14 protein-coding genes and 1 tRNA gene are annotated in these 16,252 nt (G+C 36.6%); 7 read left to right on the top strand and 8 right to left on the bottom strand.

Translation table 11 applies throughout. The features are described 5' to 3' along the window. Window positions 1-186: 186 nt before the first annotated feature. A complete protein-coding gene (gene rpsT, locus GM552_RS04295; protein ID WP_110437968.1) occupies window positions 187-456 on the bottom strand; it encodes a 30S ribosomal protein S20 in 270 nt (89 codons plus the stop codon). 107 nt (window positions 457-563) lie between these two features. Further along, a complete protein-coding gene (mutM, locus tag GM552_RS04300) occupies window positions 564-1,427 on the bottom strand; it encodes a bifunctional DNA-formamidopyrimidine glycosylase/DNA-(apurinic or apyrimidinic site) lyase (protein ID WP_155565430.1) in 864 nt (287 codons plus the stop codon). Between the two features lie 23 nt (window positions 1,428-1,450). Between mutM and GM552_RS04305 the strand changes: the two genes are divergently transcribed. The 5 genes from GM552_RS04305 (at window position 1,451) to GM552_RS04325 (ending at window position 7,083) form a co-directional block, all read left to right on the top strand. Then, window positions 1,451-2,221, top strand: coding sequence for a class I SAM-dependent methyltransferase (locus GM552_RS04305; RefSeq protein WP_155565431.1), 771 nt, complete (start codon window positions 1,451-1,453; stop codon window positions 2,219-2,221). 26 nt (window positions 2,222-2,247) lie between these two features. Next, entirely contained in the window at window positions 2,248-3,465 is a 1,218-nt protein-coding gene (gene coaBC, locus GM552_RS04310; RefSeq protein WP_155565432.1) for a bifunctional phosphopantothenoylcysteine decarboxylase/phosphopantothenate--cysteine ligase CoaBC, read from the top strand. Between the two features lie 5 nt (window positions 3,466-3,470). Then, window positions 3,471-3,929, top strand: a complete 459-nt coding sequence (dut, locus tag GM552_RS04315) for a dUTP diphosphatase (protein WP_155565433.1) — start codon at window positions 3,471-3,473, stop codon at window positions 3,927-3,929. 87 nt (window positions 3,930-4,016) lie between these two features. Further along, window positions 4,017-5,741 (top strand): ABC transporter permease subunit, encoded by a 1,725-nt coding sequence (locus GM552_RS04320; RefSeq protein ID WP_155565434.1) that lies wholly within the window; start codon window positions 4,017-4,019, stop codon window positions 5,739-5,741. Between the two features lie 10 nt (window positions 5,742-5,751). Then, the gene (locus GM552_RS04325; RefSeq protein ID WP_155565435.1) at window positions 5,752-7,083 is read left to right on the top strand and encodes an AAA-associated domain-containing protein; all 1,332 of its coding nucleotides are present in this window, start codon (window positions 5,752-5,754) and stop codon (window positions 7,081-7,083) included. Window positions 7,084-7,085: 2 nt separating this feature from the next. Here GM552_RS04325 and msrA read toward each other — a convergent pair whose 3' ends face one another. The 4 genes from msrA to GM552_RS04345 all read right to left on the bottom strand — a co-directional run bounded on the left by msrA (window position 7,086) and on the right by GM552_RS04345 (window position 12,639). Continuing rightward, entirely contained in the window at window positions 7,086-7,643 is a 558-nt protein-coding gene (gene msrA, locus GM552_RS04330) for a peptide-methionine (S)-S-oxide reductase MsrA (protein WP_155565436.1), read from the bottom strand. Window positions 7,644-7,760: 117 nt separating this feature from the next. Beyond that, complete coding sequence (locus tag GM552_RS04335) at window positions 7,761-10,442, bottom strand: valine--tRNA ligase (RefSeq protein ID WP_155565437.1); 2,682 nt, start codon at window positions 10,440-10,442, stop codon at window positions 7,761-7,763. Between the two features lie 31 nt (window positions 10,443-10,473). Beyond that, the gene (locus GM552_RS04340) at window positions 10,474-11,937 is read right to left on the bottom strand and encodes a TolC family outer membrane protein (protein WP_155565438.1); all 1,464 of its coding nucleotides are present in this window, start codon (window positions 11,935-11,937) and stop codon (window positions 10,474-10,476) included. Window positions 11,938-11,991: 54 nt separating this feature from the next. Continuing rightward, window positions 11,992-12,639 (bottom strand): protein-L-isoaspartate O-methyltransferase, encoded by a 648-nt coding sequence (locus GM552_RS04345; RefSeq protein ID WP_155565439.1) that lies wholly within the window; start codon window positions 12,637-12,639, stop codon window positions 11,992-11,994. Window positions 12,640-12,775: 136 nt separating this feature from the next. Here GM552_RS04345 and GM552_RS04350 point away from each other — a divergent pair. Continuing rightward, window positions 12,776-12,850, top strand: a tRNA-Cys gene (locus tag GM552_RS04350). A 4-nt stretch (window positions 12,851-12,854) separates the two neighbouring features. Here the strand turns inward: GM552_RS04350 and GM552_RS04355 are convergent. Then, the gene (locus tag GM552_RS04355; RefSeq protein ID WP_155565440.1) at window positions 12,855-13,688 is read right to left on the bottom strand and encodes an SDR family oxidoreductase; all 834 of its coding nucleotides are present in this window, start codon (window positions 13,686-13,688) and stop codon (window positions 12,855-12,857) included. A gap of 97 nt (window positions 13,689-13,785) precedes the next feature. On the opposite strand from GM552_RS04355, the gene GM552_RS04360 reads away from it, so the two are divergent. After that, a complete protein-coding gene (locus tag GM552_RS04360; protein WP_122123567.1) occupies window positions 13,786-14,952 on the top strand; it encodes a hypothetical protein in 1,167 nt (388 codons plus the stop codon). Window positions 14,953-14,959: 7 nt separating this feature from the next. Here GM552_RS04360 and hflX read toward each other — a convergent pair whose 3' ends face one another. Then, window positions 14,960-16,249 carry a GTPase HflX gene (gene hflX, locus GM552_RS04365; protein ID WP_155565441.1) on the bottom strand — a complete coding sequence of 430 codons (1,290 nt, stop codon included), beginning with the start codon at window positions 16,247-16,249 and terminating at the stop codon, window positions 14,960-14,962. Window positions 16,250-16,252: the final 3 nt, after the last annotated feature.

Below are 16,252 nucleotides of genomic sequence, written 5' to 3' on the forward strand. Positions count from 1 at the left end.
AACGGTTTCTTTAAAATACACCTCTTTTACACTTTTATAAAGTACCAAAATTTTCCTGATTATAATTTATTATTTCAACATTTAAAGTAAAAAAAACCCGATGAATGATATTCATTCGTCGGTTTTCTTTTATAAAGCGAGTTTACAGCAAAATGTGTAATTTGCTGTATATATTTAAGCCAATAATTAAGCTGTTTTTAAATTCTTTATCTTTCCTGCCAAGCGAGAAATTTTACGAGCAACAGTATTTTTGTGCATAATACCTTTTGTGCATGCTCTTTGCAATTCTGGCTGTGCATGACGAAGTGCTTCAACAGCGCCTTCTTTGTTCCCTGCCAAAAGAGCTTCTTCAACTTTTTTTACAAAAGTACGAACCCGCGACTTGCGAGCTTTATTACGTTCAGTGCGTTTTAAAGTTTGACGTATACGCTTACGCGCAGATGCGATATTCGCCATGGATTTCCTGTTTGTCTATTTTCGTTTAAATGGGTTAATACTACACATTAATGCATGTTATTAATAGCTTACTGTTCATACGTCAAGCGAATTATTCAATGATTTTTTCATTTTTGGCAAATTTCGCAATAAAAACTTGAACGCCCTGCCTGAACCGCTCTTTTTATAACTGTTTTTCTTCCCTTTTGTAAACAGTAATTGCACAATTCGCCTTCTTTTCCATAAACATTCCATTGCATTTGGAAATAACCTTTTTCACCATTTGAATGAACATAATCACGCATACTAGATCCTCCTGCCTCGATCGCTTTAAGCAAAATGGATTGAATGGACTGAATCAACAACAGAATTTCTTGTCTTTTTAATTCACACGCACTTTGAAAAGGTGAAATTCCAGCAAGAAATAAAGATTCACAAACATAGATATTACCTAACCCAGCAATAACACGTTGATCAAGCATTGTATTTTTAATAGATTGTTTTTTAAGTTTAAATTTTTCATAAAGATAATCACATAATATCGCCTGGTAAGAGGAAACATTAATCCCTGTATCGGGCAAAGGTTCGGGTCCCATCATTTTTAAAAGATTATGTGTCGTATTTGTTGGAAACAAATCTATTATTCCAAAACGCCTTGGATCTATAAACTGAAGACATTCATCTTCATGGGTTAATATCGTTAGATGTTCGTGTTTTTGTTTTTCATAACCTGATCCAGAAGGTTGCACGATAATTTTTCCAGACATTCCCAAGTGAAATAAAACGGTCAATCCGTTGCTTAATTCCATTAAAATATATTTGCCACGTCTATTAAATTTTACAATTATGGTATTTGCCAAGCATGTTTCTAATGTTATAGGTATAGATTGACGTAGGTTAATTCGATGGCGTTGAACGCTTTGGATTGTATGATTAGTCAATTTTTTTTCCAATCCACGTCTAATTATTTCTACTTCAGGCAATTCTGGCATAAGTTTTTCTGAAAATTAATCGTATGAAAAATAATAATGATACCGCTTCTCAATCCAACGAACATATTACTGATTTTGGATTTCGACAAGTTAATGATAAAGAAAAACCTTCAATGGTAAAGGCTGTTTTTGATAGTGTCGCACAAAAATATGACATAATGAATGACTTAATGTCATTGGGCATTCATCGGGTTTGGAAACAGATTTTTATACAAGAGCTGCATCCCACCCCCAATTTAACATTACTTGATTTGGCTGGAGGTACAGGGGACATAAGTTTTGGTTGGTTAAATCGAGGAGGTGGCACGGTTTTTTTAACAGATATTAATTACAGTATGCTTCATGTAGGTCAGGAACGTGCACTTGACCGTGGATATGTGGACAATATCCATTTTTTTTGTGTTGATGGGGAGAAAATTTGTTTGCCTGATCGATCTGTTGATCGTGTAACTATTTCATTTGGCTTGAGAAATTGTACACACAAGAATCAAGTTCTAGAAGAGGCACGACGGGTATTGAAACCGGGGGGAAGATTTTTATGTCTTGAATTTTCTAAATTGATCATTCCCTTTTTACGCCCTCTATATGATGCATGGTCTTTTCAGGTATTGCCACGTATAGGTCAAATTATTGCCAAGGATCGTGATAGCTACCAATATCTGGCAGAAAGCATTCGTACTTTTCCAGATCAGGAAACACTTAAATCCCTGATGGAACAGGCTGGATTGGAACGTGTTACTTATCAAAACCTTTCCGGTGGTATAGCAGCAATCCATTCAGGTTGGCGCATATAATTAGTTACAATTTGAAAAAAAATTCCATGACACCCAAAAACATTTTACTTATCATTTCTGGCGGAATAGCAGCCTATAAAGCTTTAGAACTCATAAGTTTATTTCGCAAAAATCATCATAATGTAAAATGTGTTTTGACGCAATCAGGGGCTGAATTCATCACTCCCCTTTCCTTACAAACCTTAAGTGGCAATGAAGTTTACCAAGATTTATTTTCATTGACCCAAAATCATAATATTGAACATATTTCATTAACCAGAGAAGCGGATCTCATAATTATCTATCCCGCCTCTGCCAATTTGATTGCAAAAATTGCCTTGGGTATTGCCGATAATCTTGCCAGCACTATTATTTTAGCCGCTCCACCAACTATGCCTGTTCTTATTGCTCCGGCAATGAATGTTCATATGTGGGAAAATCCTATTACACAAAATCATATACAAACACTTAAAGAAAGAAATATGGTCATTGCAGGACCCGCAAAAGGAAAGATGGCCTGTGGAGAGTATGGTTATGGACGCCTTATCTCTCCAGATAAATTTACAGATCATATTCGTAATATCTTGGCGCCTGATCGCCCCTTGGAAGGCAAGAAAGCACTTGTCACAGCTGGTCCAACTTTCGAACCGATTGACCCTATCCGTTTTATAGGTAATTATTCATCAGGCAGACAAGGTTATGCCATTGCAGAAAGCTTACGAGATGCTGGTGCAGAGGTTACCCTGATTTCAGGACCCGTATCACTATCACCACCTGACAATATAAACATTGTAAAAATTAAGACAGCTAATGAAATGCTAGATGCATGTCTTGCACATTTACCTGTAGATATGGCTGTTATGACTGCTGCAGTTTCTGATTGGCGAGTCAGGAATGTTGCCAAACATAAAATCAAAAAGACAGCGGCTATTTTCCCACCAATTCTGGAAATGGAAATCAATCCTGATATTCTTGCAAAAATTTCTCAACTTAAAAATAATCGTCCAAAACTTGTTATCGGATTCGCAGCGGAGACTGAAAACCATTTAAAAAATGCAGTTGATAAAAGAATACGTAAAGGTTGCGATTGGATAGTTGTTAACGATGTCCAATCTTCAACAAATATCATGGGGGGCTCAGAAAATGAGGTGACAATTCTGTCATCCTCTGGTAAGCAGCATTTTGAGAGAGCCAGTAAAGAAAAGATTGGATATCTTTTGACGCAGGAAATCATTACATTTTTCAAATCAGAAAATAGGGGGTAATTAACATGTCCTTGGCACCCTTTCCTAGAATTCGAGTAAAAAGGCTGGCACATTCCATAGAACTGCCACTCCCTTCTTATGCAACCATTGGTGCGGCAGGAATGGACTTACTGGCTGCCGTTAATGAAACGATTACAATCTTATCGCAAGAAATAGCGCTTATTCCTACAGGGTTACAGATAGCTTTACCCCATAATTATGAGTTGCAAATTCGTCCCAGATCAGGATTGGCCCTGAAACATGGAATATTACTTCCCAATTCTCCCGGTACGATTGATGAAGATTATCGTGGTGAAGTTAAAGTGATTTTATTGAACACTGGGAAAGAATCCTTTGTCGTCGAACGTGGTATGCGCATTGCGCAAGCTATTATAGCCCCAGTTATTCGGGCAGTTTGGGAAGAAACAGATATTCTTGAAGAAACGGAACGATCGTGTGAAGGTTTTGGAAGTACGGGTGTCTGATCATTTTTTATAAAATATGATCGAGTTTAGTGAATAATTATCGTTCAATCTAACAATAAAATACAATTAAGAGGACTAGGCGGGCAAATGAAAAAACAGAATATTCCCGCCAGCGTAACTGTTCAATCGAAACCAAATATTTTTGATGCAATCACCATTATATGTGTGATTGCACTAGGGGTATCGATTGCAACAGCTACACGGCACGTTATACAACCCTTGAATATGCCAAATGCGCAAATTATACACCTGGATCCCATCTATTTGCCAGGATATGCCATGCGTACAACTTTACGCATGTTTGCCGCTCTTTTCGCTTCTTTACTTTTTACCTTTGGATACGCAGTCTTAGCAGCCAAAAGTCGTAAGGCGGAAATGCTGCTAATTCCTGTTCTCGATATATTGCAATCTGTGCCCATTTTAGGGTTTTTAACCTTTACAGTTGTCTTTTTTATGGGATTATTTCCCGGCAAAATTCTTGGTGCCGAACTGGCTGCAATATTTACGATTTTTACCAGTCAGGCATGGAATATGGCATTTAGTTTGTATCAATCCCTCAAAACGATACCTCCTGATATGGAAGAAGCCGCACGTTGTTTTGGTTTAACTGGATGGCAACGTTTTTGGAAACTGGAAGTTCCATTCGCTATTCCAGGATTGATCTGGAATATGATGATGTCCATGTCCGGTGGCTGGTTCATGATTGTCTATTCAGAAACAATCACTGTTGGAAATACAAACATTGTTTTGCCTGGAATAGGATCATATGTTGGAATGGCAATTGAACAAAGAAATCTGGCCGCAATTTTTTATGCAATTGGAGCAATGTTGTTTGTTATTTTGGCATATGACCAATTACTATTCCGTCCCTTGGTTGCATGGTCATCAAAATTTAGATTTGAAACTACACAAAGCGAAACAGACACTGCTCCTTGGTTTTTACGTCTTATACATAAAACCTATTTTATTCGGTGGGTAATGACCTTTATTGGTAAATTAATGCATAAGATTGCCAACCTGCCTCTTGGCAGGAAAAATAATTTCTTCAATGAAAAATTCATTGCAACAAAAACATCAGATGTCATTTATATTTCTGTATTATGTTTTCTGGGCATAATCGCTGGTTTTTACATTTATCACACTGTCCATAACCAATTGACCATTCATGAAATTTTATATGTTATCTGGCTGGGATTTTTAACACTTTTAAGAGTTATAAGCATGATAATTCTGGCAAGTATCATTTGGGTACCTGCAGGAATATGGTTGGGATTACGTCCCAAATGGGCAAAAAGAACACAGGTTATCGCGCAATTCATGGCTGCCTTTCCAGCCAATCTGTTTTTTCCGTTTTTTGTTGTTGGAATTGTTCATTTTCACTTAAGTAGTAATATTTGGTTGACGCCATTGATGATATTGGGAACACAATGGTACATTTTATTTAATGTTGTTGGTGGTGCCTCAAATTTTCCCGGTGATTTGAGAGAGGTGGTAAACAATTTACAAATCCATGGAAAACTATGGTGGTTTAAGGTTATGTTGCCTGCCATTTTTCCCTATTATGTTACAGGAGCACTCACTGCATGTGGAGGAGCTTGGAATGCTTCCATCGCTGCAGAATTAGCAAGTTGGGGCAATACAACCTTGATTGCTGAAGGTTTGGGATCATATATCGCACTTGCAACAGAAATGGGCAATACATTCAAGGTCGGACTTGGCATGGTTGTAATGTCGGCGTTTGTCATTCTTTTCAATCGGATTGTCTGGCACCCTTTATATAGTTTTGCTCAACGACGCTTGTCATTTATCTAAGGAAAAAACCATGAACCAAAAACAGGATATTTTACTTCAAATCAAGAATTGTCAAAAATCATATAAAAAAGATAATAATTCTGAATTGGTGGTTTTAGATAACGTCAATTTAACCTTGAAACAAGGGGAGATTGTCGGATTATTGGGACGCTCTGGCTCTGGAAAATCCACTTTATTGAGAATTATTGCTGGTTTAACCCCACCAAGCAAAGGAGAGGTAAAATGGAAAAACCAATTATTGTCAGGTCCGGCAAAGGATGTGGCAATGGTTTTTCAATCTTTCGCTCTTTTTCCATGGTTGACTGTACAAGATAATGTTCAGCTGGGACTTGAAGCAAAAAACACCCCACGAAAAAATATGGAACAGTTAAGTGAAGAGGCAATAGATCTTATTGGTTTAGGGGGTTATGAGAAGGCTTATCCAAAAGAGCTTTCGGGTGGAATGCGTCAACGTGTTGGATTGGCAAGAGCGTTGGTAGTGCATCCAGATCTTTTATTGATGGATGAACCCTTTTCTGCCCTTGATGTTCTTACAGCGGAAAATTTAAGAACTGATCTTATTGAACTGTGGGTAGAAAAAAAATTACCAGTAAAATCCATTTTGATTGTTACACATAGTATCGAGGAAGCTGTATTGATGTGTGACCGTTTACTTATATTTTCTTCAAATCCGGGTACAATTGCCCACGAGTTGGAAGTTACGTTTCCTCATCCCCGTAATCGGGAAGATCCGGCTTTTCGACAATTTGTTGACCGGATTTATATTCTCATGACTCATCGTGATCCAATCAATGTCGATCCAAACAATATCGATATGAAACAAGCGGTAAATAATCGTTACGCAGCGCTTCCACGTATGTCAATGAATCTTATGATCGGTATGATGGAAACATTATATACAGAACCCTATTGTGGAAAGGCAGATTTGCCTCAATTGGCCAAGAGTCTGCAAATGGAGCTTGATGATTTACTGCCTATTGGTGAAACCCTGCAAATGCTTGAATTCGCTGATATGGCCGAAGGTGATATCCGCCTAACTGAACTGGGAAAAAAACTTGTTAATTCTGAACTGGAAGAACGTAAGGATATTTTCCGTAAGAGCTTGATAAAGAATGTTTCATTGATTCGTTCGATACGTTCCATTCTGGATGAACGATCCAACCATAGAGCAAGTGCTGAAAGGTTCCGCGATGAATTGACTGATACCATGTCACCAAATTCAGCACGTCAGACTTTGTTAACCATTATCGGTTGGGTCAGATATGCAGAAATTTTTGATTTTGATGAGGAAACTGACCAGTTTTTTCTTGATGAAGATGATAAGAATATTGATAAAACATAATATTATTTTTTTAGGTGGTCGATAAATTTCTGTCGGAATTTCCTGACTTTTGGTTCAATTACAGTCTGACAATAAGCCACTTCAGGATGTAATTCAAAATAATTTTGATGTTCTTTTTCAGCTGGATAGAATTTATCCAGCATTTTAATTTCTGTTACAATTGGATTTTTCCATATTTTTTTATCTTGAATTTCTTTTTTAATTTTATAGGCAATTTTTTCCCGCTCTACAGATGCGGGTAAAATTATTGAACGATATTGCGAACCGATATCTCCACCTTGTCGATCTTTCGTCGTGGGATCGTGAATAACAAAAAATAATTTTAATATGTTATCAAGGCTAATAGTATCCGGATCATAAATGATTTTTACCACTTCGGCATGCCCAGTTTGATTGGTGCATACTTCCTTATAAGTTGGGTTTTCAGTATATCCTCCTGAATAACCTGGTATAATAGTATGGATACCCTTAACATTTTTTAAAATTGCTTCTATACACCAAAAACATCCACCACCCAAAACAATATTGTTTGTCAATTGATTTTTTTCATTTACATGCATATTTTTTCCTTTATACAAGATAAATTTTTTCGATGAATAATCAAACATGATATTTGTACAATTAAAAGGATATTGAATTACCTTTTCAACATCCTTAATAGTTGAAAAATTTTACTTTTAATTTAAATGCAATAAAGCGGTTTTAAATCGCTTCTCAGATTTTACCAACTGTTTTAACCGTTCACGATTTTCTTCAACAATTTCAGGTCTTGCCTTACTAAGAAAATTCTGGTTGGATAATTTTTTATTCAGTTGTTCAATTTCCAATGCGATTTTTTCGATTTCCTTTGTTAAGCGTTCTTTTTCTTTCTTTATATCAATAATGCCTTGTAAGGGTAAAACTAAGATTGTATCATCTATAATTGTTTGAATCGAACCAGATGGTATTTCATTCTGTAATTTGGCAATAGATTGCACTCTGGCCATTCTGCCAATAGCATCTGACCATTGTTCAATAATTTGGTAATGTTTTTGATCAATATCTTTAACCAGAACAGGTATTAATTTTGCTGGCGGGATATTCAATTCAGCTTTTAAAACACGAATTTCAGTTATTAATTTTATTATAAAGTCTATTTCATCATTTGCCTTTTGAGAAACAACTGTTTCCGATTCATAACTTTTTGGCCATGAAGACGTGATCAGGCTTCCTTTTTTACCAAATCCAAATTCAGCCCAAATAATTTCTGTTACAAACGGAATAACGGGATGTAGAATTTTTAACAAATTCTTTAATACAAAAGCAGTGATTGTTCTAACTTCTTTTACTGTATCGTGGTTATTTTTTTGAAACGCTGATTTTGCAAATTCTAAAAACCAATCACAAAATTTATCCCATGTAAAATGATAACAAACAGAAGCATATTCATCATAACGAAAATTATCCAGAGCAGCTGTGGCCTGTCTAATCGTTTTTGATAATTCTGCTAAAATCCATTGACTTAGGGATAACTGAATATCGGATAGTGAAAATTCAGTATTTTCAGTCACTTGATTCATTTCGCAAAATCGTGCAGCATTCCATAACTTGGTGATGAATGTACGATATTCCTCAATACGTTTTTTACCTAGTTTGATATCTCGACCCGGCCCTGTCAAAGCGCAAATAGTGAATCGCATTGCATCAGCACCGAACTCGTCGATTATTTCAATAGGATCGATACCATTCCCTTTGGTTTTGGACATTTTTTGACCTTTTTCGTCACGTACAAGTCCATGTAAATAAATGGTTTTAAAGGGAATATCTTTCATAAAATGCATTCCCATCATCATCATTCTCGCAACCCAAAAGAAAATGATATCAAAACCTGTTATCAACACGTTTCCGGGATAATAACGGTCTAGCTCTATTGTTTCATTTGGCCACCCCAATGTCGAAAATGGCCACAATGCAGATGAAAACCATGTATCCAAAACATCTTCATCTCTTCGTAATTCCTGCTCACATCCATAATATTCTAATGCTTGCTGTTTAGCCTCATTTTCATCATAGGCTACAAAAACAGTATTATCTGGACCATACCACGCGGGTATTTGATGCCCCCACCATAATTGGCGACTTATACACCATGGTTGCAGATCCCTCATCCAAGCAAAAAAAGTGTTTTCCCATTGTTTGGGAACGAATTTCATCCTTCCCGATTGTACCGCCCTGATAGCAGGTTCAGAAAGTGTTTTTGCGTCACAATACCATTGTGTGGTTAATCTAGGTTCAATAACTGCCCCTCCACGTTCAGCATGAGGAACCTGATGTTTATGCGATTCTATTTTTTCAATATATTCAAGCTTTTTTAATTCTTCGATAATGATTTTACGTGCTTTATCACGAGGTAATGATTGTAAAGAACATATAAAATCTGATTTTTCATTTTCAGATAACTCATTTAGATCAATTGCTGCACTTTCATCCAAAATTGTTATCAATTTCAGGTTGTGACGACGACCTACTTCAAAATCATTAAAATCATGAGCAGGTGTAATTTTCACTGCTCCTGTACCTTTTTCAGGATCTGAATATTCATCGGCAACAATTATAATTTCACGATTAGTTAATGGAACAACAACTTTTTTGCCTATTAGATCTTTATAACGGTCATCTTCTGGATGAACAGCGATTGCTGTATCACCCAACATTGTTTCTGGACGAGTTGTTGCAATAACGATAAATTGAGTATTATCCTTCACTAACGGGTATTTGATATACCAGAGATTTCCCTGTATTTCTCTATTCTCGACTTCAAGATCGGAAACGGCAGATCTGAAAACAGGATCCCAGTTCACCAAACGTTTATCCTGATAAATTAATCCTTCTCGATAAAGCGTGATGAAGACTTTTTTGACAGCTTCAGACAAACCTTCATCCATTGTAAAGCGCTCTCTCCTCCAATCAAGAGATGCACCAACTCGTCTCAATTGTTGGGTAATTTGACCACCAGATTCCTCTTTCCATTGCCAGACACGTTCAATAAATTTTTCCCTGCCCAAGGTTTTACGATCAATGCCTTGAGCTGTTAATTGACGATCAACAACCAATTGAGTCGAAATACCAGCATGATCCGTACCTGGTTGCCACAACACATCATATCCCTGCATACGACGAAACCTTACAAGGGTATCCTGTAAGGTCATCGTTAGGGCATGTCCTATGTGCAAGGTACCCGTCACATTTGGTGGCGGGATCATTATGGCAAAAGGTTTTCTTTCATTTATTTCCGGGTTGGCTGAAAAAGAACCATTTTTTTCCCATATATGGTATAAATCGTTTTCACAAGCAGATGGATTAAATTTTTTATCTAACATTTATTATTTTTATTATACTAAAGAAAAATTATTAACGTCCAGGTTGATCCTGTGCGTAGTCACTCATACCCCACCATCTGTTTTTAACAGCATTATAATATGCTGTATAATCATAATGGGGAACATTCAGTTTAAGGTCTTGTGCCGTTAAACGCCCAATGGCTGAAGCAATACTATAAGATGCCGTTACCATTGAGCTTAAATTCTGAATAAGTGTGGTTTGTGAATTTAACAAGGTTTGTTGCTGTTGTAACATTTCCAATGTTGTACTTGTTCCAACAACAGCCTGTTTTTCAACACCAGCCAAAGCAATAATATTTGACGCAATGGCGGCACGGTTGCTTGCTATGGCCGCTTTGGCTGCCATTAATTTTTGCCAGTTTGTAGAGGCAAGCTGCATGGCACTTCTTCGTTGAGAACTGACTTGACGATGTGCAGCCTGAGCCAACTGTTTTGCTTCACGTATTTTAGAATATTCCGCACCACTTTGATAAATGGGAATGTTTAATTGCAACATACCCATTTTTTGATCTGATGTATTCTGTCCTACTCCTTGATTGACCATGCGTTGATAGGATAAAGAAGCATTAAGCTTAGGCATAATTTCCGATATAGCCACATTTACATCATCTTTTTGTGATGCTTCAGTAAACAGGGCTGAAATCACGTCTGGATTATTTGATGCTGCCTGTGCAATTGCCTCTTGTTCTGTTTTGATCGGTAAAATCAGAGGTTGAGGTGGTTTGAGATTAGGAGCCGGCGCAATCCCCACAACTTGGGTATAGGTTGCCTCAGCACCACGCAAATCTCCTTCAGTCGTTTGACGCTGTGCTCGTGCTGCGGCTAATGCCGCTTCCGCCTGTGCAGAATCGGTTCGCGTAACTTCTCCAAGATTAAAACGCTGATGTGTGGCCTTGACCTGTTCAGCCAGAATTTTTTCATTGTTAATATTAATCTGTAACAGCTGCTGATATTGTATAACAGCTACATAAGCATCAATAACCTTGCTAAAAACCTTTTGTTCAGTTGATAAAAGTTTTGCCCTTTCAGCCATGACCTTGTTTATTGCCTCATGCGTTTGAGCAGTCGTTTTCCCACCCTGATAAATAGGTTGTGTTATATTAACATTTGCACCATATCCAAGTCGTCCACCTGATTTTTGTTCTGTAGTAGATTTAGGATAATGAACCCCTGCAGCACCTAATGCCGGTTCAGAAACACCTAAGTTATAACCCTCTGTCACAACACCAGTCAAACCTGTCGTGATAGTCGGTCTCCAACCTGCATGTGCTGTCGAAACCTGTTCATCCACGGCTCTCAAGCTGGCACGTTCCTGTTGCAAATCTGGATTGGTTAGATAAGCTGTCGCCAGAGCTTCTTCAAGCGTATGCGGAATAAAACTTGGCATACCTGATCCATCATAATTTTGAGCATATACAGTAGTCGATGCAAAAAATGTTAATAAACTTATTCCAAAATTACGATTAATGATCATGATAATACCTTATTAATAACACTTCAAAATAAAATAGCAGCTAAAAAATATAAATTATTTCATGAATTCTGGTAAATAAGGTAAGGCAGCATAAAAACTTTTTTGTATTACTATACCTTCATCAGTCTTTTTTGCTGTAACTGCATGACCTATATCACCATCTTTTTTTAATACCGTAATAATATGACCATTTTTATTTAATTGATCAATCAGTTTTTTTGAAATTTCCTTAATACAGCCGTCAATTATTATGGCATCATAAAATTTATTTTTTGGATATCCATCCTGTAATGTTCCATCACACCATTGCACGTCAGATGCATATTCATTACAGAATTTTTTTCCAATAACAGACAACTTTTCATTTTCTTCCAATGCATATACTTCCGCACCCATTAAGGAAATAATGGCCGAAAGATATCCAGTCCCTGCACCAATAACCAATATTTTTTGCTTTGCCTCAATATTTGCCAGTTGAACAAGTCTGGCAAGCACTCTTGGCTCACTAAGATACCGTTGATCAAAAAGTGAAATATTAATATCTGAATAAGCCATTTCTTTTTGGTTATTCAGAACACAATATTCGCGTGGTAAAACACGCATTATTTCTATTAATTTAACATGACTGACTTCAGCAGGACGTAACTGATTTTCAATCATGTTTTGCCGGGCCTGAACAAAATCAAAATTCGGATGGGTCATTGTTTATAAAATCTCTATATCTATGCTTTCAAAATTAATACCATGAACTACTCAAATATGAAAAGTAAAGTTTTTATACATTTTTTTCTTGACCTTTTTACCAATTTCATTGATATAGGCAATAGCTTGATCAAATGGTCCGGTGGCAGAGTGGCTCATGCAGCGGATTGCAAATCCGTTTACGGGGGTTCAATTCCCTCCCGGACCTCCAGATCTCAAGATTGTTTCACTTTAAGACGAGAGAGAATAAAGTCTTTTAATCTGTTAGGCATAACAAGATCAATCCATTTTAGATAAACAAACAATTTAGGCATAATTAGCTCTGCTTTTCCCTCATCAACCGCTTTAATTATTTTTTGAGTTGCGGTTTCTAATGAAATCATAAAAGGTTTGTTACATTCCAACCTTTGGCTCATGGGTGTATCGACAAATCCAGGAGTGATTAAAGTGATTTTTATATTCCATTTTTTCACGGAAATTCTCAAAGAATCAACAAAACGACTTAAACCGGCTTTTGAACTACTATAGGCAGTTGCAAAAGGCAATGAATGAAATGCAGCAACCGAACCGACAAAGACCAATTGTCCATAAATTCCACGATCAATCATTTGTTGAGCTATTTTATTACCCATGACACATGGTGTTACATAATTCAAATGCATCAGTTTCAATAATAACTCATCACTTTCCAAATTATTTTTATCCTCCCTTATATCCCCAGAACCGGCAGCCATGATTGCCATATCAATTGTATAATTGATTAATAATGTTTCCAGTTGGCGTAAGCTATTTTTTGAATCTGCAAGATCTATACTAAATATTTGAACCTTTGCCCCTCTGTTTAGACATAATTGTGCCGTTCTATCCAACTTTTCTTGAGAACGACCCCATAAAAAAAGAGTTTTGCCTTTGTTTGCACATGCTATTGCCAATGATTGGCCTATTCCACTGGAAGCCCCGGTAATCAGAATATTTTTTGCAGAATTAAATTGATTTTTTGGTTGATAATTTAAGGTTTGATTGTTTTTTGATAAATTTATATCTATCAAGACAAAATCCTTTTATATATAAAAGCAGAAAATGCTATTTTATAGTTTACATTGGTAAAATTCAAAAATAATAATTCATAATTTCTATGGTTTTTACATGTCCCTTAATTCTTGCTCCATCAATAATATTGATATTGTTCCTGTTCAAACCAAACAACAGCTTAAACTTTTTATTCAATTGCCACGTCTTCTATATAAAGGTTTATCTGGATATGTCCCTCCCTTGGACTGGCAAGAATCAAGCTTATTAGATCCAAAAAAATCAGCTTTTTTTCGATATGGTTCAGCAAAATATTTCATAGCATATAAAAATCATCAACCTGTTGGACGTATTTCAGCACAAATTGATCCGAATGCGTTAAGACAATGGAAGGAACCTGTCGGTTTGTTCGGTGCATTGGATGCAATTGATGATTTATGCGTCGTAAAAAAATTAATAGACGCTGCAACCAAATGGTTGAAACATAATGGTATGGAAAAAATCAGGGGACCTTATACTCTAAATGCCAATTCTGAAATAGGGATAATGATAACAGGGCAAAATGCCTTACCAACCGTTGCCATTCCCTGGCATCCAACTTGGCTTCATCACCATATTGAAGCAGTCGGTCTTGAAAAAGCCATGGATCTACTTTCATATCAGATGAAATTCGGTCCACGAGCTAAACAGGCCCATAAAATACCTGCAGGTTTGAAAATGGGATGTGGAAAATTGGGTAACATTACAACCAGAAAATTAAATACAAAAGAAATTGCGCGAGATGGTGAAATTCTTCGCCAACTTTACAATGATGCATGGCATGATACTTGGGGCTTTGTTCCTCTCACCTCAATCGAGATGTCTGTATTAATTAAAGATTTAAAATCCATGCTAAAACCTGATAATTTTGTTCTGGTTGAACAAAATTATATTCCAGTGGCTGTTGCTTTGGTAATTCCCAATATTTATGATTTAATCATTGATATCGGACCTGATCCATCCCTTTTGGGATATAGTAAATTGATCTATCGAATCTTACGACACCAATTTCATTCAGCCCGCGTTATTTTGCTTGGTATAAGTGGATCCATAAGAGATACAGCTCTGGGAGCTTTGATGCCATCATTGGTTATATCCGAACTTTTTGAACGTGGAGAAGTCTTACCCTATAAAACAATTGAATTGGGATGGATTTTGGAAACAAATCATGGTATGCGAAACTTAATTGAACGGATTGTTCCAGAACCCAATAAAATTCATCGAATGTATGAAATGAAAATATAAAAAAATTTTAGTACGTATAAAGCTGTTCAAATCGAACTCTATCTATAGGAGAAAGTAACAGCGTTATCTGAATGATTTTTTCGCTATCATGACGCTCAAGAATTTCTCCATGATCATAAAGCCATGCTAAAGCTGAACCATCAACAATATCAATAGCATATGTCAATTTTTCCATTGAACATTGCAATCTTTGATCAATTTTAGAAATGAGCGAGGGTAGATTTTGTCCTGTCAAGGCAGATACACCGACAATATTATCATTTTTGCCTGTTAATTCAGTATAATCTACGAGGTCGATTTTATTGAGAACTTCAATTGTCGATGACCTCCAGTTTTCACTCAATACATCATCTTTCACCATCATGTCCAATACAGAAGAAACATCTTGTTGTTGTTGACGGGTCTCTGGATGTGAAATGTCTCTTACATGTAATATGATATCCGCTTCGGAAATTTCTTCAAGCGTTGCTCTAAAAGCAGCTATCAATTCGGTTGGGAGGTCGCTAATAAAACCAACTGTATCAGAAAGAATGACTTTTTTTCCTGATGGCAGATCAATCTTGCGCATGGTTGGATCAAGTGTAGCAAAAAGTTGATCCTGAGCATGAACAGAAGCCCCTGTCAAATGATTGAATAAAGTGGATTTTCCTGCATTTGTATAGCCAACCAAGGCAATTATAGGAAAAGGGACTTTTCTTCGAGCCTTACGATGCAATCCTCTTGTCCTTCGAACCTGTTCAAGATCTTTTTTTAAACGGGTAATCCGTTCATCAATCAGCCTTCTATCCGCTTCAATTTGGGTTTCACCGGGCCCCCCCATAAACCCAAACCCACCTCTCTGCCTTTCTAAATGAGTCCATGATCTAACCAGTCGGCTACGCTGATATTGTAGGTGGGCAAGTTCAACCTGTAACACACCTTCTCTGGTCTGCGCTCTTTCACCAAAAATATCCAGTATTAAGGCTGTTCGATCTATAACCTTGCAATTAAGTTCTTTTTCAAGGTTTCGTTGTTGAATTGGACTTAAACGTGCATCAAAAACAACGACTTGAATCTTTTTCTCAATAATAACAGATTTTAAATTTTCGATATTTCCCCGCCCTATTAAGGTTGAAGAACGGAATGACCGAATATTTATAATCTCTCTATAGACAATATCAATTTTAATAGATGATACTAATCCAACAATCTCATCAAGCCTAGATTTAGAATTCCTATCATTTTGTTTTAGATTTACATCCCATGGAACAATGACTGCAGCAAAATTTGATGATTTCACTGAATCGGATTCAATCATAAA

The sequence above is a fragment of the Commensalibacter sp. ESL0382 genome, from assembly GCF_009725775.1.
Lineage (GTDB): Bacteria > Pseudomonadota > Alphaproteobacteria > Acetobacterales > Acetobacteraceae > Commensalibacter > Commensalibacter melissae.